The sequence below is a fragment of the Geomonas limicola genome (genome assembly GCF_014193675.1).
Taxonomy (GTDB): domain Bacteria; phylum Desulfobacterota; class Desulfuromonadia; order Geobacterales; family Geobacteraceae; genus Geomonas; species Geomonas limicola.
Window position 1 is genome coordinate 670,362 of record NZ_BLXZ01000003.1, and the last position, 19,593, is coordinate 689,954.

General features: G+C 62.0%; 13 protein-coding genes. 11 read left to right on the forward strand and 2 right to left on the reverse strand.

Features of this window, described 5'->3' with window-relative positions:
• Nucleotides 1–332: 332 nt before the first annotated feature.
• Entirely contained in the window at nt 333–3,734 is a 3,402-nt protein-coding gene (locus tag H7688_RS10060) for an alpha-amylase family glycosyl hydrolase (RefSeq protein ID WP_183360954.1), read from the reverse strand.
• A gap of 309 nt (nt 3,735–4,043) precedes the next feature.
• Here H7688_RS10060 and mltG point away from each other — a divergent pair, with 309 nt between their 5' ends.
• The 9 genes from mltG (at nt 4,044) to H7688_RS10105 (ending at nt 15,498) form a co-directional block, all read left to right on the forward strand.
• Nucleotides 4,044–5,024, forward strand: coding sequence for an endolytic transglycosylase MltG (gene mltG, locus H7688_RS10065; RefSeq protein WP_281379440.1), 981 nt, complete (start codon nt 4,044–4,046; stop codon nt 5,022–5,024).
• Nucleotides 5,024–6,946: a response regulator gene (locus tag H7688_RS10070; protein WP_183360956.1), complete on the forward strand. Its 1,923-nt coding sequence runs from the start codon at nt 5,024–5,026 to the stop codon at nt 6,944–6,946. Before mltG ends, H7688_RS10070 begins: the two co-directional genes overlap by 1 nt.
• Nucleotides 6,947–7,481: 535 nt before the next feature.
• The gene (locus tag H7688_RS10075; RefSeq protein WP_183360957.1) at nt 7,482–8,627 is read left to right on the forward strand and encodes an ABC transporter substrate-binding protein; all 1,146 of its coding nucleotides are present in this window, start codon (nt 7,482–7,484) and stop codon (nt 8,625–8,627) included.
• Between the two features lie 15 nt (nt 8,628–8,642).
• Nucleotides 8,643–11,123, forward strand: a complete 2,481-nt coding sequence (locus H7688_RS10080) for a methyl-accepting chemotaxis protein (protein ID WP_183360958.1) — start codon at nt 8,643–8,645, stop codon at nt 11,121–11,123.
• A 458-nt stretch (nt 11,124–11,581) separates the two neighbouring features.
• Nucleotides 11,582–12,574 carry a cytochrome c3 family protein gene (locus H7688_RS10085; RefSeq protein ID WP_183360959.1) on the forward strand — a complete coding sequence of 331 codons (993 nt, stop codon included), beginning with the start codon at nt 11,582–11,584 and terminating at the stop codon, nt 12,572–12,574.
• Nucleotides 12,575–12,630: 56 nt separating this feature from the next.
• A complete protein-coding gene (locus H7688_RS10090; protein ID WP_183360960.1) occupies nt 12,631–12,897 on the forward strand; it encodes a hypothetical protein in 267 nt (88 codons plus the stop codon).
• Nucleotides 12,898–12,936: 39 nt separating this feature from the next.
• Complete coding sequence (locus H7688_RS10095) at nt 12,937–13,617, forward strand: response regulator (RefSeq protein ID WP_183360961.1); 681 nt, start codon at nt 12,937–12,939, stop codon at nt 13,615–13,617.
• 49 nt (nt 13,618–13,666) lie between these two features.
• Nucleotides 13,667–14,761 carry a cytochrome c3 family protein gene (locus H7688_RS10100; protein WP_246329771.1) on the forward strand — a complete coding sequence of 365 codons (1,095 nt, stop codon included), beginning with the start codon at nt 13,667–13,669 and terminating at the stop codon, nt 14,759–14,761.
• A 2-nt stretch (nt 14,762–14,763) separates the two neighbouring features.
• Nucleotides 14,764–15,498, forward strand: a complete 735-nt coding sequence (locus tag H7688_RS10105; protein ID WP_183360962.1) for a cytochrome b/b6 domain-containing protein — start codon at nt 14,764–14,766, stop codon at nt 15,496–15,498.
• Nucleotides 15,499–16,164: 666 nt separating this feature from the next.
• Here the strand turns inward: H7688_RS10105 and H7688_RS10110 are convergent.
• Complete coding sequence (locus tag H7688_RS10110; RefSeq protein ID WP_183360963.1) at nt 16,165–17,574, reverse strand: sigma-54-dependent transcriptional regulator; 1,410 nt, start codon at nt 17,572–17,574, stop codon at nt 16,165–16,167.
• A gap of 543 nt (nt 17,575–18,117) precedes the next feature.
• Between H7688_RS10110 and H7688_RS10115 the strand changes: the two genes are divergently transcribed.
• Together H7688_RS10115 and H7688_RS10120 are read left to right on the forward strand one after the other, a co-directional pair.
• A complete protein-coding gene (locus tag H7688_RS10115) occupies nt 18,118–18,957 on the forward strand; it encodes a cache domain-containing protein (protein ID WP_183360964.1) in 840 nt (279 codons plus the stop codon).
• The gene (locus H7688_RS10120; protein WP_246329772.1) at nt 18,957–19,547 is read left to right on the forward strand and encodes a bacterioferritin-associated ferredoxin; all 591 of its coding nucleotides are present in this window, start codon (nt 18,957–18,959) and stop codon (nt 19,545–19,547) included. Before H7688_RS10115 ends, H7688_RS10120 begins: the two co-directional genes overlap by 1 nt.
• The last annotated feature ends 46 nt before the right edge of the window (nt 19,548–19,593 follow it).

Genomic DNA, 19,593 nt, shown 5'->3' on the forward strand with positions numbered 1-19,593 from the left:
AATGGGGGGCTGAACCTCCGCACCGGCAGCTTGAGACAAACAAGATAAGCCGGGTTGAGACATTAGCCAAAATTAATCCACGGCCAAGTATAGCAAGGCGACTTGAACAAGCAACGAAAACGGTGGGATTGATTAGCGGATCTCTTAAACGGAGACACTAAGACGGCCAGGCCTCAGCGCAGGCGCGGTACCACAAAAAAGGAGCGCTGTGCAGGAGTGGACTTGTCGAAACAGTGGCGGGCGGCGACGGGGGGCTACCAGGTAGTACCGGGGGATGGAAAAAAAAGACGGGGTGGAATGGTCCACCCCGTCGGGGTTTGTGATACTGCCTGCTACTCGGGCTGGGAGGTGTCGAAGCTTCTCAGCAGGTGCTCCAGACGGTAGCCGGCCTGCTCGGCGCTCCTGAGCACCTGCGCGCAGTTACGCTGCACTGCGGCCAGGGGTTGCGGTACCCCACCCGCACCGTACGGGGCGAGGCGCGACAACCAGGTGAACACCAGTTCCAGGCGCTCCTTGTTGAGCCACTCGACACCGCCGCTTTCGTGCAGTTGCAGGAAGTCGGCCGCCGCCTGGTCGGCGAAGAATCCGGTCAGGCTCACCAGCGCCCCCTTCTCCTCGAAGTCGTTCAGGAGGGATGCGTGGCGCAACAGCACCCGCAGGAGATCTCCCCAGGCCCAAGGCTGCAGGGTTTCCCCGGCTTCCTCCGCGTCGGGCAGCAGCGCGAAGGCCTCCACCACGGGACGTGCCAGACCGAAGTGATCGTAAAGCGGTGCCGACTCGACCTCGGTCAGTTCGCCGATGCGGTGCAGGGCCAGGAAGGCGCAGAGCAGCAGGTGGTTTCGCGGATCGACGGTCAACTCGGGGGCCGGCGCCTTGAGGGCCTGGTTCATCTCGGCGCCGAAGGTGACCAAAAGCGAGCGCAGTGAGCTCTCCTTGGCCTGGGGCGCGAGTGTCTTGTAGAAGGCCGCCACCAGCGGCTCCAAAAGTGGCACCATCATGAGCGCCTCGGCGTCAGGTTCGTCGGCCGCTGCGATGATCTTGGCAAGCAGCGCCCGCAGGGCGTCGTTGGCCGCGGCCCAGCGCACCTGCTTCACCTCTTCCTCCAGGCTCTCCACGGGGGCTCCGTTCAACTTGTAGCAGAGGCTCCCCCAGGTGCCGAAGTCGTCGTCCCAGATCTCCTTGAAATCGAGGAAAGCGTGGTACTCGTAGCCGGACAGTTCGACGAAGAGCCCCTGTTCGCAGAGCTCGCGGCCGTTTCTCAGGTAGCAAAGCCCGGTGGCGTAGTCCCGGAAAGAGTAGTAGTGCCGCCCGTCACCGTTGAATTCGAGCGCCTCGCCCAGGCTGCGCTGCACCAGCGCCGCACTGCCGTCGCCGCTTTTCCGGGTGGCCGCACAGGAATAGCGGATCCACCCCGCCGTGTTGGCGTAGCGGTTGTGGAACAGGATGAGGCCGCGCTCGTTGCCGTAGCGGTTCGAGTAGGCGAAGACGTTCTCGTCGACGGCAGATCCGGCGTAGAAGTCGTAGAGCACGAAGTTCTCGCTCCCCGAGAAGATGTGGCGCCGGCGCATGAGCGGGAAGATGTTCGCCTCGTGGCGGGCCACCAGCGCCTGGTCCACCGGCTCGTCCCACAGGGCGCGCTTGTACTCCATGCCGTACTTCTCGTGGAAACCCTCGACCTGGCCGTGGCCGATCATGGGGAGCCCGGGCATGGTCACCAGGAGCACCGTGGCGCCGAAGTACTTCCCTTCCTTGCCGAACTGCTCGACGGCGGTCCGCTCGTCGGGGTTGTTCATGAAGTTGACGAAGCGCTTCAGGATCTCGGGCTCGAATTCCAGGACGTTTTTCAGGGTCTGGCGGTACTTGGCGTTCTCCTCCATCTTCAGCATGTTCATGAAGGCGGAGTTGTAGACCCGGTGCATCCCGAGGGTGCGCACAAAGTACCCTTCCATGAGCCAGAAGGCCTCGGCGAGCAAAAGGGTGTCCGGCGCCTCCACCGCCACCCTATCCACCACCTCGCGCCAGAACTCGTTGGGGAAGACGGCGTCGAAGGAGGGGCGGTCCATGCCGTGTTCGGCGCGCGAGGGGACCCCGGAGCCGTGCCCCGGCAGCGGGTACCAGAGGCGCTGGTAGTGCTTTTTCGCGAGGGTCATGGCGGCGTCGAAGCGGATGATGGGGAACTGGCGCGCCACGTGGAGGATGGTCTGGATCACCGCCTCACGCACCTCGGGGATCAGGTAGTTGAGCTGGGCGGTGTCGTTCCAGGGGGTCGAGGTGCCGTCATTGCCGTGGTAGATGTAGCGCACCCGGCCGGAGTGCCTGTCGACGTGCTTGAAGACCACGGCGGCGTCCCGGCGGTCCCAGTAACCGTCCTCGATGAAGAGCCCGATACGGCCGTCGAAGGAGAGGTCCGGGCCGTTGAACTGGTAGTTGGGGTACGGCGGGTAGTCGAGCTGGACGAACCAGTCCGGGTGTTCCAGGGTCCACTTGGAAAAGAGGCCGGTGTGGTTGGGGACCATGTCGCTCGCCAGCCGGATGCCGCGCGCGGCGCAGCGCTGCCGCAGGTTGTCGAGCGCCCATTCGCCCCCGAGGTCCTGCGCGATCACGTAGTCGAAGAGCGAGTAGGCCGAGGAGATCGCCTCGTGGTTACCCATGATGTGCTTGACGCGCTGCGAGGAGGGGGAGCGTTCCCAGATGCCGATCAGCCAGAGCCCGGTGAACCCCCAGCGCGCCAGCTTGTCCAGCTCGGCGTCCGGGATCTGGTCCAGGGTGCGGATGTCGCGGCCGTAGCTGCGGGAGAGCTGCCCGAGCCAGACGTAGACCATCTTGGCGATCATCACCACGTTGGCCATCCAGTCGGCGTCCTGGGAGAAGCGTTCGTACTCCGGGTACTCGTCTCCACCGGCGCGCTTGAGCCACCCCTTGCCGAAGAGGACCTTCGCCTCGCCGGCGCCGTGCCCCTGGGCAAAGGAGCGCTCCTCCTGGGCCACGATGTCCATGGCGGTAATGAGTTCGGTGAGGAGTTCACCGGGGAGGATGCCGGCCCAGTGTTCCTTGATGTAGGCGATCTGCCCGGCAAGCGAGGTGGGTGCGGCCCTCAAGGGGGCGCGCAGCAGCTCGGGGAGCGGCACGTTGAGCGGCTGGAACCCGGGGCCCTGCGCCAGGCGCGCGTCGAGTTTCCCGGAAACCGCCGGGTACGGCGAGGTGGCGGCCAGTTCCACGGTGTCGAAGATTTGGCGCAGCCCGTCCAGGGCGCGGTTCTCGTCGCCCAGGCGCAACAGGAAGAGCTCGGCGGCAAGCCCCGAGCGGCGGGAAAGCGCGGCATCGTCTCCGGAGAGGTACCCCTGCGGGGTCTGCCTCCCCTTAACCATCTCCTGGGAGGGGAACAGTTCGGTGAGACGGCCCAGCGCCTGGGCGGCCTCGCCGCGGTACTCGGGGTAGCCCGCCTGGGCCATGGCCGAGTTGAACACCCCGGGCTGCTGCCGGCAGTACTCGGCCACCAGGAACCGGTACACCTTGTTGAACACCGAGTAGAGATGCAAGAGCCCCGGCGGGACGGCGGGCTCCCCGGCGACGAGCTGCCGGTTCAGTTGGGCCGCCAGGCGCCGGGCGTAGATGATGCCCGGAGCGCTCCCCAGCTGCTCCAGCAGGGTGCGCAGCTCGACGCGCTCGCCACACCGGGCGGAAATGGGGATATCGAAAGGGAAATAATCGGAATTAATCAGCCGTTGCTTCATGAAGACACCTCTCGGGAGTTGGCGCTGGCTTAGGCGCACTGCTTGATGGCGGGCACCAGTCGGCAATAATACATGGTATTTTTCCGGCTGTCTCTAAAAAAATTGTTATTAACATGTTAGAATTTTCCCCGCTTTTAGCCTCCCTGCTTCGGCATTTACCCTTGACATCATTTGAGATTTGACCTAAAGCTAGCGAAAGCGTCTTGCTAAAGCACCGTTTTTAAACAGGGTACTCCCATCGCACTCTCTGCCTTCACACGTCTTTACCGTAAGCTCCGCCGGCGGCGCCGCGCCACCCTCCTCGTCCTTATCATCCTCATTATGATCCCCCTGGGGCGCTTCTACCTGTTCATCCAGGCCCCCGCCGGAAACGGCAAGAAGGTGGAGATCGTCGAGCTTGCCAAGGGGAGTTCGCTGCGCAGCTTCGCCGGCGTTCTCGAGTCCCGGGGCATCGTCTCCAGCGCCCGGCTGTTCGCGCTCTACGCCCGGGTCAGGGGGGGAGACGCGCGCATCAAGGCGGGTTACTACCAGTTCAGCGACGGCATGCGCCCCTCCCAGATCCTGGACAAGATGCTGGCCGGCGACGTCTACCAGCGCGTCTTCGCCCTCCCCCCGGGCTACTCGATGTACCAGGTGGCCGAGATCCTGGAGAAGCACGCCATCTTCCGCAAGGAGGCGTTTCTGGAGGCCTGCCGCGACCGGGCCCTGCTGGACCAGTTGGGTATCGCCGCGCCGAGCGTCGAGGGATACCTCTTCCCGGGAAGCTACAACATCCTCCCCGGGCGCACCGAGCGCGAGGTGGTGCGCGAGATGGTGGAGCGCCAGCTCAAGGTGCTGAAAGGCTACCAGGCACGGGCCGAGAAGGCCGGTCTGCCTCTGGCAAAGCTGCTCACCCTGGCCTCCATGGTCGAAAAAGAGGCGATCCGCGCCGAGGAGAAGCCGACGATTGCCGCCGTGTTCCAAAACCGCCTCAGGCTGAGGATGCGCCTGCAGAGCGACCCCACGGCCCTGTACGGGATCCGTGCCTTCGCCGGCAAGGTCTCGCGCCAGGACATCCTCAAGCCGACCCCCTACAATACCTACCTCATCCCCGGGCTGCCGCCGGGCCCCATCGGCAATCCCGCGAGCGACACCCTCGAGGCGGTGCTGAACCACCCCACGGTCCCCTACCTCTACTTCGTGGCGCGCGGCGACGGCAGCCACCAGTTCAGCAGCGACCTTACCGCCCACAACGCGGCGGTGCGCAAGTTTCTCAGGTCCAGCAGCACCGTCAGCGCAGAGGCGCCCTGATGACAGCCCGGATCCTGCTCGCAGAGGATAACCAGCGGCTCAGGGAGATGCTGCAGACCTTCCTCGCGTCCCAGGGGCACCAGGTGGTGGCGGCACCGGACGGGCACAGCGCCCTGGCGGCCCTGGAGCGCGGCGGGATCGACCTGGTCCTCCTGGACCTCAAGCTCCCCGGGATAGGCGGCGTGGAGATCCTGAAAAAGCTGCGTACCACCCCCGGCTTGAGCGCGCTCCCCGTCGTGGTGATGACCGGCGTCTACCGTGGAGCGGGTTACGCCGCCGCGGCCGAGAAGCTCGGCGTGAAGGCCTACCTGGAGAAGCCCTTTTCCCGCGAGGCCTTCCTGGAAGCGGTCCGCTCGTGCCTTCCGGAGCAGCCCGCCGAACCTGAACTGGCCGACCTCCTGGTGGAGTTGCACAACAGCCGCGCTACCGGCACCCTGGAACTTGCCGACGCCACCCGGATCACCCTGGTCCAGGGCGAGCCGCTCTCCTTCGTCTCCCGCGAGTTCTTCAACTACCTGGTAGCCACCGGTCATCTGGGTGCCGCGGACCGGGAGAAGTTCCTCCCCGACGGGGCGCCCCGTCTGACGCTCATCGAGGCCGGACTGATAAGCTACGAGGAGTTGGCGGAGCAGTCCCGCCTCTTCCTCAGCAAGCGGCTCAGCGATGCGCTCGAGGCGGGACAGAAGGCGCGCTTCACCAAGGGGTTCAAGCCCCCCGAGCTGCCGCTTTGCCCCGTTTCCCTCCCCCGGCTGCTCTACCAGGCCTCCCGTTCCAGCGCGTCACGTTTTTCGAGCGCTGACTACCTGGCACGCCTCGGCCAGCTGTTCCCGGCGAAGACGTCACACTACTTCCGGCGCAGCAACCTGCTCACCCTGGGGCGCGACGACATCGACCTCCTGGAGCTGCTCTCCTCAGGGCGCCGGGTCGAGGAGATCGTCGCGGCCTGCGCCGACCGCAACGCCGCCGCCTCGTTTCTCAACTTCCTGGTGCGCCTCGGGATGCTCGACCTGCACACCGTCCCTGTCGCCGACCAGGGACCCGACTTCCCACAGAAGCGGCTCTTCAACCGCCCGATCGAAGAGGTGCGCGAGGCCGATGCGGCACCGTTGAGCTTCGAGGACCTGGTAGATGAGGTCTCCGGCTCGGTGGAACTGGTGGTGGGCGAGGAAGGGATGGCCGCGCCGCTCTCCTCGCACGAGATCGACTTCGAGCAGGAAGTACAACGCGACTTCGCCGCAATCCAGGACAAGAACTACTACGAGATCTTCGGGCTCACCCAGGGGGCTTTCAGCTTCAACGCCCTCAAGGAGGCCTACTTCTCGAAGACCCGGCAGTACTCGGCCGAGAAGTTCATGGAACTCTCGGGAGCCACCCTGTCGCGGGCCCAGGACGTCCTGTCGCACTACGCCAACGCCTACAACACCCTCTCAAACGTGGTGGCCAAGGAGCGCTACGACGAGATCCTGAACGCGAACAGCGTGGGGGTCGGCGGGCAGCGCGACGACGAGCTGCAGGCACGGATCCAGTTCCAGTCGGGCAAGGTGTTCATCGACATGGAGGACTACCCCAACGCCGAGCGCGCCCTGCAGGACGCCTACACCCTCGATCCCCAGGACGCCCCGACCTGCGCGTTTTTGGCCTGGGCCATCTACAAGAACCCCGCGAACGCCGGCTCCCGCGCGAGCCTGGACAAGTGCCGCATGCTCCTTTCCAAGAGCCTGCAGATGGGGCGCTGCGCCGAGGCCTTCTCGTTCCGCGGCTGGATGCTCCTGGACGAGGGGCGCGACGGGCTCGCCGAGTCCGAGTTCCAGAAGGCCCTCAGGTTGAGCAACCGCGAGCGCCTGGCCCAGGCGGGAATGCGGCTCATCAACGAGCGTCGCGAAGCCGAGAAGAAAGGGCTCTTCAAGCGGATCTTCGGCTAGCCCCTCCTCAGTTCATCTTCCTCTCATCTTCCTCTCGACTTATCTTCTAATCTCCCTCATTCCTCTCATTCCTCTCATTCCTCTCATTCCCTCGCGCTCCCTCGTGTCCTCATCCCCCACCGATCCTCCAAACATTTCCCCTCACCTTTCCGAGGTCTTGCTTGCTCCCCAACGTCTCACATGATCTAGCCAAGTAGCCATTTGAGTCCGTTATGCGTCGATCGGCCAAACTCTCGTCCCCCCTTTGTGGAGGGGAGGACGTAAGGCCACAGTAGTGGCGTGGAGCTACCATCTCTACGCTTCCCGAAATTTCCCAAAGAGCCTTTACCAAGGGAGGATGTGAAGTCATCATCCCTGCCCTGCGATTCGATTATTTTGTTTTATTTAAAATCTATTAAAGTTTCTCCCGATGAGTCCCGATACCTAGAACTATGGCAAGCGGCGGCTCGCCGTCTCGGTAATATCAGCCACTTGGAAACCATCAGCCGGTGCGACTCCCGTGTCGCCCCAGCCAACACATTAATAGGAGGCACCTATGAAGACGATCATCGCGCTCGTTACCCTGCTGGCCATGGGAGCCGGCACCGGACTCGCGGCGGAGCCCACTGGGGAGGTCATCAGGATCGGCATGGTGAACGACCAGAGCGGCCCGAACAAGGGAGCCGGCAAATCCATGAAGGTCGGCGTGCATGCCTACTTCAAAGCGGTCAACGAGAAAGGTGGCGTGAACGGCAGGAAGATCGAACTGGTTAATGCCAACGACCAGTACGTGCCGGACAAGACGGTGGACGGCCTATTGAAGCTGATCGACGAGCAGAAGATCTTCGCCGTGGTCGGAACCATCGGCACCTCCAACGGTGTCTCCATCCTCCCCATCGTCAAGGAGTACAAACTCCCCTTCGTGGCACCGCGCTCCGGCGCCGCCAACTTCCGCGCCCCGGTAATCCGCGAGGTGATCAACATCCGCGCCAGCCACCAGGAAGAGTTGGACAAACTGGTCGATCTCCTGGTGAAGGATGGGGGAGCCAAGCGTTTCGCCATCTTCTACCAGAACGACACCTTCGGCACCGACGTCCTCAACTGCACCGAGAATGCGCTGAAGCGGCATAACCTGACCCTGGTGGCCAAGGGGGCCTTCGAGCGCGGGACGCAAGCGGTCACCGCGGCCTTGGCCTCCATCATCGCGGCAAAGCCGGACGCCATCATCCTGGGCTCGATCTACGGACCCGGGGCCGAGTTCGCCAAGGCGGCCCGCAAGGAGGGGCTCAAGAGCTACCTCGCCACGGGCTCTTTCGCCGGCGGGTCGAACCTGGTCCAGGCTGCCGGGGAGGCCGCCGAAGGGCTCCTCATGTCCCAGGTGGTGCCCCACCTCGAGGACCTGAGTCTCCCGGTCACCAAGGAGTGCAAGGAGGCGATCGAGAAGAACCCGGAAGACGTCAGTTTCAACGCGGTGACCCTGGAGGGGTGCCTGACCGCCAAGTCGATGGTGCTCGCGCTGGAAAAAGCCGGGACTCCGCCCACCCGCGAAGGGTTCCTCAAGGCCTACGAGGCGATGAAGGACGTCGACCTGGGTGGCATCAAGCTGAACTTCTCGCCCGATAACCACCAGGGGCAGAGTAACGTCTACCTGGAGATCGTCCAGGGTGGCAAGCTGGTCCCCTTCAAGTCCTTCAAGAACTAACTGCAGGAGAGGCACATGACCGTCAAAAGCAAGCTGCTCAGCAACGTCGCCTTGACCATCATCGGCATCGCCATCATCGCCGGCATCGGATTGTTCTCCATCGGCAAGGTGCGCTCGAGCATCGAGATCCTGACCGGGAAATCGACACCGCTGCACCTGAAGATGCTGGAGCTGCAGCAGACCGTCGAGAAGGTCTCGGCCGATTTCATGCGCCTGGAGATGACGACCGAACCGGCCGAGGTGGCGAAGCTCTCCGAGGCCATCACCGGCCGCATCCGGCGCATGGAGGCCCTGAACGAGGAGATCCGCGAGAGTGGTGCGGAGTCCTCGGGGGTGGACACCGCGGTACTGCGGGGGATCGAGAAGACGGTGGTCCAGGTCGCCTCGCAGCGGTTGAAGGACATGGCGCTCTTTCGCGGCGAGATCGCCACGGTGAACAGCGAGCTGACGCGGGCCGAGGCCGGGGTAAGCGAGATGCGCAAGAGCATAAGCCAGTTGGGGACCTCCGCCCTGGGTGCCATCAACTCCTCCCAGGCGGCCAACCTGCAGGTGAACTCGAGCATCAAGAAGCTGCTCACCCTGCAAAGCCGGCTCAAGGACATCAGCATCATCCTGAGCGACCTGGAACTCATCAAGAACAAGTTCAAGATCGGCCCCTTGCGGGAGCGCCTGAAGAACGCCATCGAACTCACCCGCAGCATCGAGGTGGAAAACGGCGACAACCCGGCCATCAAGGAAGTGAAGGGGGTGGCACTCGACCTCTTGAACAGGATCGGCGCCGACGACGGGGGACTCATCGCCCTCAGGCTGGAGATCCTGAGCACCCCGGAGAAGGCCGAGACGGAGCAGTACGCCGCCAAGATCCAGGAGATCGTACGCCCCCTCGAGGAGAACAGCCGCAAGATCTTCAACACCATCGACACCCTGGAGCTGCAGATCGTCAAGGACCGCAACAACGTGGTGGCCTCGCTCGGCTTCCAGAACGCCGCCTCCGCGGTCATGGAGGCGGGGTCGGCAATCAGCGTCGACGTGAAGGAGCTCAACTCGGGGGTGCGCCAGATCATGTTGAGCGCGGGCGAGGCGGAGGTCGGTAAGATCACGGGGACTCTCACCCAGACCAAGAAGCGCATCGACGGCAACATCGCCCTGGCGCGCAAGCTGTTGCAGCAGTCCGGGCAGACCGCGCTCGCCAACAACATCGGCCAGGTCTCGGGCATCATCACGCACGCCGCCGCCTCCATCGGGCGGATCGAGGCGACCAAGCTGAGCGTCATCAAGAGTAACCTCGCCATGCAGAAGGCGCTCGACTCGGCGCGGGGGATCTCGCGCGAACAGGCCCTGAAGAGCGAGGAGCAGGTGAAGAACATCGGCGAGAACCAGCAGCAGATCCTCGCCGGGGTGCGCCAGGCCGTGCGGAGCGCCACCACCCTCTCATTCGTGATGATCGGCATGTCGCTGCTGGTCGCCCTGGTCTCGCTGGTGATCAGCCTGCGCATCATCGCCTCGATCACGAAGCCCTTGGCCCACGCGATGGTGGCGACCCGGGAGATCGCCCAGGGGGACCTCACCAGGCGGATCGCGTCCGCGGGCAACGACGAGATCGGTGCCATCTGCACCAGCATCAACAACATCGTGGTGCACTTCCACGAAGTCATCTCGCGGGTGGTGGAGAATACCCGCCAGGTCGCCTCCGCCTCGACTCAGCTCTCGCTCGCCGCGGAGCAGATGGCCACGGGGGCCGCCCGGGTGGCCGGCCAGGCGGACACGGTGGCGACCGCCAGCGAAGAGATGGCAGCCACTTCCAACGAAATCGCCCAGAACTGTACCTCGGCGGCGGCAAGTTCGCAGCAGGCAAACCAGGCGGCGGCCTCCGGGGCCGAGGTGGTCAAGGGGACGGTACGCGGCATGAACCAGATTGCGGAGAACGTCCGGGAATCGGCAGCCAGCATCGGCAGCCTGGGTGCCAAGTCCGAGCAGATCGGCGGGATCGTGCGCACCATCAACGACATCGCCGACCAGACCAACCTCCTTGCCCTGAACGCCGCCATCGAGGCGGCCCGGGCCGGCGAGCACGGGCGCGGCTTCGCCGTGGTGGCCGACGAGGTGCGCGCCCTGGCGCAGCGCACCGCCAGCGCCACCAAGGAGATCGGCGAGCTGATCAAGGCTGTCCAGTCGGAGACCCGGGAGGCGATCAAGGTCATGGAGGCGGGGGTGCGCGAGGTGGAGCTGGGAAGTGCCGAAGCGGAGAAGTCGGGAGGTGCCCTCGAGGAAATCCTGCAGCAGATCGGGAGCCTCACCATGCAGGTGAACCAGATCGCCACGGCGGCCGAGGAGCAGACCGCCACCACCGGGGAGATCACCGGCAACATCCAGACCATAAGCGAGGTAGTCCAGGATGCCGCGGCAAGCGCCCAGGAATCGGCGTCCTCGGCGCTCAAGCTCGCGCAACTCGCCGACGAGCAAGAAAAGCTGGTCGGACAGTTCAGGCTCTCCTAGCTCCGCGCCCCCTGCCGGCAACCGGAGCACAACCAGTGCCGCACCCTCATCGGTGCGGCATTTTCTTTCGTAAGTTTCTTTTAAACACCTGCCGCCTACCGTATAGCATTGCCATACACCCCCCCTCCCCTGCCGTATACCTTTAAAGCCGCACCCAGAGCGGATCTAGCTGGTTTTCTTCCCACATGAAAAAACTTTCCGGCGAAATGGCTGTATAGAGCTTCTATACATGAACCCGGAAAACGACCGCTATTCATGGTCACACGGCCATCAAAATAACGCCGATAGGACAGCGGGTTATGAGAAATCACTCAAGAAGACGCGAATCGGGCACGGCTGATGCTACTACCAGGTTGACCGGCCGTTTTATGCACAATAACCCCAAGAGAATCAGCTGGATCGGTTTCACAGACGACGCTTTAGCGATTCCAAAATCATAGGCCTGGGAGGGAGACATCATGAGATTCGGATCAGCCATCATCGTCCTGACAGCACTGGCAGCAAGCGTCACGGTAGCAGCCGCACTGGAACTCAAGGAAGTGACCTACAACACCCCCGGCGCGGGGAAGGTACTCTTCAGCCACAAGCAGCACATGAACATGAAGTCGGACAAGCTCGGCAAGGTGAGCTGCAAATCGTGCCACGACAACGGCAAAACGAGCAGTAACGTGCGCTACTCGATGGCGGACATGGAGAAGGGGAAATCCTGCGGCAAGTGCCACGACGGGAATGTCGCCTTCAGCATCAACAAGTGCACCGCCTGCCACAAGGTGAAGGAGATCACCTACCAGGTGAAGCAGACCGGCACCGTCCGCTTCAGCCACGCCAAGCACCTCAAGGACCAGCAGTGCGAGGCCTGCCACCCGAAACTCTTCGTCACCGGCCCGAACCGGACCTTCACCATGGCCGAGATGGAGAAAGGGAAATCCTGCGGTGCCTGCCACAACGGCAGCAAGGCGTTTGCCCTCGCTAACTGCGGCGGCTGCCACCCCACCAAGGAGATCGTCTTCAACGTGAAACAGACCGGCCCGACCCGCTTCAGCCACAAGACGCACCAGCAGCAGTACGACTGCAGCGCCTGCCACTCGAAGCTCTACCCGATCGGCCCGCGCAAAACGGTCACCATGGCTGCCATGAAGAAGGGAAAATCCTGCGGTGCCTGCCACAACGGCAAGGAGGCCTTTGCGGTCACCAGTTGCGGCAAGTGCCACCCCGTGAAAGACATCAACTTCAAGCTGGCCGGGATCGCCAACGTGAAGTTCAGCCACACCGCACACCTGGAGAAGTACAGCTGCACCTCCTGCCACACCCGGACCTTCCCGCTGAAATCTGGCAACAAGCCGGTCAGCATGGCAGAGATGCGCAAGGCAAAATCCTGCGGAGCCTGCCATGACGGCAGCACCGCCTTCACGGTGCGCGGCAACTGCGACAGCTGCCACGTCCACGGCTGAGCCGGAACCGGAACGGGCAGGACGTGAGCATCCCCGAAGGGGGAAAGGAGAGCGCCATGAAAGCCGAAACGGAAACCAAGAAATCCAAAACAGGAAAGATCGCCACGCTGGGAATCGTCGCGGTAGTGCTGGCCGGAGCGGTTGCCATATCAGGAATCGCAGACGTCTCGGGAGGCCTCACCTCCAAGCTGTTCATCTTCTTCCTGGGTGCGGTGATCGTTTTGCAGATCGTCCCCTGCATGATGCTCTTCGGGGCAATGGCGAAGGGGGTGGCGAGCCTGTTCCACAAGAAGGAAAAGGTGGCGGCATCGGGCAAGAAGTAACCGGAGAACCTTAAAGGGGCGTTGGATTCGAGGTGAGGCATGGGCGAGCGAGAGATCATCATAGCCGACACGGACGCCAAATTCCGCAGGCGCATGGCCGACTTCTTCAAGGAAGAAGGTTTCAAGGTCGGCACCGCCGCCAGCGCGGACGAGGTACTGGCACGGGTCATGGAAAACCGGGTGGCGGTCCTTTTGCTGGGAAGCAACTTCGGCGACCGGATCTCCACATCGGAACTCATCCACCTGTTGAAGAAATGCAACCGTCACCTGCACATCATCATGGTATCGGAGGAACTCAGCCTGAGCCAGGCCCGCCAGGTGCGCCAGGAGGGGATCTTCTACCACGCCCTGAAACCGTCCAGCTCCGCCGACACGGGCGAATTGTGGCAGGCCGTCGCCTGCGCTTTCGAAAAACACCGCGTGAGCGTGCTCGCCGACCCGCACAGCTCGCAGCGCAACCAGGCAGGCCCGGGAGCGGGGCGGAGCCTGCCAGTGAAGCTTATGAGCTGCCTGCTGCTTGCGACTCTCATGGGAGCAAGCTATTATTTCCTTGCTGCTCCGAGTGTCGCCTCTTCGGGGAACTGGACCACGCTCCTGTTTCTCGGTTTCTGCGCCCTGATTATCGTCGGGCAATTGCTGCCGATCTTTCGCATTAAGCTGCCGGCCCGGCTCTTTGCCGGGCGGAAAGCATCGCAAAGTTCGCCTCGAGGCGGAAAGTGATCCCCGCCTTGCGGCCCAAGTTTGGAATTCATTTCAAAGGAGGCAACCAGTGAAAGCAGCGACGAAACACACCATGTACCGGTTTCTCATGACCGTGGCGCTCGCCGGGGCCCTGTGCACTCCCGCACTCGCCGAACCGGACGGCCCGGGGTACTCGTTCGGTGACACCACGGGCAAGAACGAGGCCTGCCTGACCTGCCATGCCGATGGTCAAAAGGTGAAGGGACCCTCCCTCATCAACCCCGCCCAGTTCGGCCACACCACCCACGCCAAGATCGGCTGCCCGTCCTGCCACGAGGGTGTCGCCCCGACCCACCCCACTGACGGTGTCCGGACGCCACGGGCCAACTGCCAGCAGTGCCACGGCGAGGTGAACAGCGAGTACGCCTCGAGCATCCATGCCGGCAAGACCTCCTGCTCCGGCTGCCATAACCCGCACAAGGTCGAGTCGCCGCGCGAGATCTCCGGGATGGAGATCAACCAGATGTGCGGCGGTTGCCACGACAAGTTCAAGATGTCGGCGAAGCACGGCGAGTGGCTCCCCCAGGCGGACCTGCACCTCTACATGCTCCCCTGCATCACCTGCCACACCGGCTCGAAGAACTACTTCATCAGCATGTACGTGGTGAGCACCAAGAACCAGGGGAATCTGGGCAAACCGGAAGTGGCGAGCTACCAGGAACTCAAGGAGCTGACGGGGGGACGTGACATCCTGACCCTGATCGACAGCAACCATGACAACTACATCTCGATCTCGGAGCTGAGAAACTTCAACCTGGATCGCGACCACAAATCCCTGAGGCTCCAGGGGATGCTCACCCCTGAGACGGTTTCGCACCGTTTCGAGATCCTCGACGACCGGCGCAACTGCACCTTCTGCCACGGCTCCGGGCCTACGGTGATGCAGACCAGCTACCTGTCCATCCCCGAGGTCAACGGTACCTACCGCAGGGTCCAGGTCGAGAAAGGGGCGGTCCTTGATGCCCTGTACGGCACCCCCGACTTCTACCTGATGGGCTCCAACAAGAACAACATGCTCAGTTGGATCGGTCTCGCCGTCGTCTGCGGCGGCCTGATCATGCCGGTTTGTCACGGATTCCTGCGCTTTCTGACGCGCAAAAACAGAACGAGAAAGGAGCACTAGTCATGAGCGCCAAGAAAATGGTCTACCTCCAGCCGATCCCGATCCGCATCTGGCACTGGGTTAACGCCCTGGGTATCGTCACCCTGATCATCAGTGGCGCGCAGATCCGCTTCCCGGAAGCCATCACCATCCTGGGCAGCTACAAGACCGCGATCCAGGTGCACAACGTGGCAGGGCTGATCGTCGCCGTCTTCCTCGCCTGGTGGCTCGTCTACTACAAGATGGTGCGCAACAGCCTGGACGACATCTACATCCCGAACGAGGAAGACATCAAGCACGGCATCGTGCGGCAACTGCTCTACTACTGCTTCTGGTACTTCGTGGGTCGCCCGAGCCCCTTCCACGCCATGCCGGACTCCAAGTTCAACCCGATGCAGAAAGCTGCCTACCTGGTGGTGATGTTCATGCTGGTGCCGCTCGTGGTCCTCACCGGGATCCTGCTCATGAACGTGACCCCGTTGCGCGTGCTCATCCTTATGTCGGGTGGCATCAAGATCATCGACACCCTGCACTTCCTGGTGGCCTGCTCGCTGTTCGCCTTCCTGTTCACCCACGTCTACCTGGCAACCCTGGGCGCCACTCCGCTTGCCTACTTCAAGCCGATGATCTTCGGATGGGAGGAAGTTGAGGACCACGACGAGGAGCACCACGAGGAACAGCACAAGGAAGCGCAGCCGCAGACAGCGTTCCGCCCGGTGCGCCACTACCCGGAACATCCGGTACACCCGCAGAACTGACGCAGCGAAACGTTTCGTCGCACCGGCCGCACCCGGTTCCGCAGAGGACCGAGTGCGGTCGCCTCCTGCCTTACATCCGCCGGCCACTGATTTCAGTGGCCGTTTTTTTGTTTCAACACGGCCGGGCGAAAGCCGGGAAATACGCGACGCGGGTTCCGTAAAGCAGAACTGGTGCCCCCCTGTCTCCTCTTTATGAAGGTTCATCCAGGCATGCCGGGTGAGGGATGCGTAGGGGCGAATAACCATTCGCCCGGCGCGCCAGCAGGCGTACCACCTGACACAACTTCGGCCCTCGGCCGCCTCTCCCACCGGAGAGGTTGGGCGAATGATTATGCGCCCCTACAGGTCAGAGACACACATGCCGTAGCTGGCAATTCAAATTGCCGGCTGCACCTCCGGAAATCCCGGAAGACCTTTGCAATGGGGGGGCGAGAGTTCGGCTGCCACGTTTTGCCGAAAAGACCTCAGGGCTTCACGATGTAGTAGGAACACTTCGCAAAGGGGGTATGTTTAGGGGAATGTGGGACGTTCGGGGAGCGGCGAGATGTTCAGTTAGGCGAGATGTGCGGATAGGCGGAAAATCACTGCGGCCGAGGCTCGCTGCAACAGAGAGGTTCCTGCGCGCGGGGTCGCCTTGGAGGTGGTTACCTGAAAGGGGGAGAAGGGTTATCTCTCGAAGTAGTCCTTGACGGAAATCCCGAGTTTTTTCAGCATGGTCTGGAAGTTGGGGCGCAGCATGCCGGTGTCCTCGGCGGCCCGGGAGATGTTCCAGTTGTTACGCTTGAGGGCGCTCATCACGAAGGCCTTCTCGACGTTTTCCACCGAGCGGTCCCGGATCTGGCGCTTCATCTCCTTCAAGGCCTCGGCATTCTGCGGGACATACCCCTCGAACTCCTGTGCCGACGCCTCGGCGGCTTCGCCAAGTTCCAGGTTCTCCTTCTGGATGATATCGGCCTCGGCGAGCACGACGGCGCGCTCGATGATATTGACCAGTTCGCGCACGTTACCGGGGAAGGAGTAGTTCTCCAAAAACTGCATGGCGTCGGGCGCGACACCGCGCAGGTTCTCCTTGCCGGTTTCCGCGATGAACTTGGCGATGAAGTGGTGGATGAGCTGCGGGATGTCCCCCTTGCGCTCCCTCAAAGGTGGGAGGTCCAGCGGGATGATGTTGAGGCGGAAGAAGAGGTCCTCGCGGAATTTCCCCTCGGACACCATGGTCTTCAGGTTCCGGTTCGAGGCCGCCACCAGGCGGATGTTGAAGGAGACCGGCTGGGTGCCGCCGATCGGGGTGACATGGCGCTCCTGCAGGACCCGCAAAAGCTTCGCCTGGGTGCCGAGGCTTATGTTGGAGACCTCGTCGAGGAAGAGCGTTCCGCCGTCGGCGACCATGAGCAGGCCCATCTTGGTCTGCATGGCACCGGTGAAAGAACCTTTGACGTGGCCGAACAGCTCGCTCTCGAGGAGGTTCTCGGCAAGTGCGGTGCAGTCGACCGCCACGAAGGGCTGGTCGCGACGCGAGGAGTGCTTGTGGATGGCACGGGCGGCGACTTCCTTACCGGTGCCGCTTTCGCCGGTGATGAGAACGGTGCTGTCGGTGGCTGCCACCTGGATGATGCGACGGTAAACCTTCTGCATCTCCCGGCTTTCACCGATGAACTGGTCGAAGCCGTGGTGGCAGTCAAGCTCCTTTTTTACGAGGATTTCCTCCGTGGTAACCGGGCGCTGTTCCAGGGCGCGCTGCACCTTTTCCAGGATCTGGCTCGGTTCGAAGGGCTTGACGATGTAGTCTGCTGCACCGTTTTTCATGGCCTCCACCGCGGTTTCCACGGTGGCAAAGCCGGTGATCATGATCACCGGGGCCTCGGGTTGCAGCGCCTTTACCGCGCTCAGTACCTCGAAGCCGCTCATGCCGGGCATCTTCAGGTCGGTTATGATGAGGTCGTAGTTCTTCTGCTGGAGCATCTCGATGGCAAGATGACCGTTACTGGCAGTGTCGACCGTAAAGGAAGCCCCTTCAAGAGTGCGGGTTAGACCAATTCTGATCACCGGTTCATCATCCACCACAAGAACGTTCATAACCCCACCTTTTTTCACAGGTTATTCCACTCTATCCGGTTCCTGATCAGGCCTATGACAGCGCTGAAAAGCTGCCGACCTGTACTGCTATTTGTTGATTATCAATAACACCACTGTCAATAAGATGTCAACAAAAAGACATGAAGATCTATTTATACCAAGCCCCAGTAAAAGATTACGTAGTGTAAACAAAATACTTAATACAGAAGATGTTGTGACAGTGCGGCACGCAATTCGAAGTTTCCAGGTGTATGGGGTGCCGATACACCATGTGACACCAGGAGAACCCCTGATTTGACAGGCGAAATTCTACCATGCCCGGTCCAGTTATGCACGCCTGCATGTCAGAAATGTATGTAATCGATATACAGCTGACGATCTTTCCTGACAGAAAAGGGTGCTTGTCCCGCGTAAAACCGCGAATTTGGGCACCTGTCGAGCTTGGCACCCAAAATGCAATTAATGGGTACGCACCAAACCCGACACCGGCCCCGCACCAGCCGAGCCAAGGGAACCGAATCCGCCACGATGGGAGAGTGTGCCATGTTCGACAAGATTGCAGGAAGAGCCCTGATACCTGTGGGAATCGTCGTCACCGGTTTTTTGGTGGTCTGCTTCGTGTTGCTGTACGCGGCGATCAAGAACGTGGTGATCCGCGACTCGATCGGACACGCCAACAACCTGGCCGGCATCGTCCTCAAGTCCACCCGGTACGCCATGCTCAAGTCAGACCGGGAGTTGAGCGCGAACATCGTGCAGAACATCAGCCAGCAAAAGGGTGTCGAGCACGTACGCATCTTCAGCAAGTCCGGCAGGGTGGCCTTTTCCTCGAACCCCTCCGAGGTGAACCGCCTGGTCAACAAGCAGGCTGAAGGCTGCATCCTGTGCCATGCCAAGAAAGAGCCGATCACCTCGCTGGGACCGATGGAGAAGGCGCGTACCTTCAAGAACAGCGCGGGCGAGCAGGTACTCGCCATCACCACCCCTATCTACAACGACCCCGAGTGCTCCAACGCCGCCTGCCACTTCCACCCTGCAACCCAGCGGGTGCTGGGTACCCTCGACATCGGGCTCTCCCAGGAGGCCACCTTCGCCTCGCTTTCATCCATCCGCGGACAGATGGTGGTGTTCTCTTTGCTCACCTTGATCCTGACGACCACCGGAGTCATTGCTCTTTTGAAGATGATCGTTCTGGATCCGATGCGAAAGCTGCAGGAATATACCGAGCGTTGTGTCAGTAACTCAGCAATTTCGCATCCTCGGAACCTTCCCTATGAGCTTGACAGGATTGCCAAATCTTACTACTTTATCAAAAATAAGCTGGACCAGGCTCAGCAGGAAGCTCTTAAGAAAGGCTCCGATCTGCAGCAGCCAGGCCACTAATGGCGCGTCCCAACGTAGAAAACATCGAGTGCCCCATGGAGCAGTACGCTCATCAAGAACCGCCCAGCGCGGACGATACGGCCGGCGAGATCCGGGCCACCTTGCGTCAGGGACTCCTCGACGACATCAAGGGGCTCAGACGGTTCTCCAACAGGGGGCTGTGGGCACTCTCGCTGTTCCTCATGGTGAGCACCCTCGCCTGGCGGAACTTCCCGTTCTTGCCACGTCCCCAGCAGTTCGTGCAGGCGATGGGACCTGCTCCGGGCTCGCAGCTCATCAGTATGGTGCTGATCATCTACACCTTTTCCGCCATCGTCTTGAGCCTGTGCCGGATGATGGCCAACCTGCGCCACCGCAGCAGTTTCTGCCACGTCGGCTACCTGAGCGTCTTCTACTTCTTCTACTACCTGAGTGAAGGTCTCGCGGACAACTACTGGGCAGTTTTCGGTGCCGGCTTCACCATCCTCTGCATGGAGAGCTACCGCATCTGGACCTGGTGCAACGACAACATCCAGAAAAAGAACGAGCAACTCGCCTACCTGGAGCGTAACGGCCGACTACCGCTGGACGATTCCTACCTGGAGACCTGAACCGGTCTCGGCACCCTCACCGCGTGACAAAAAAAGGGGAACCCTC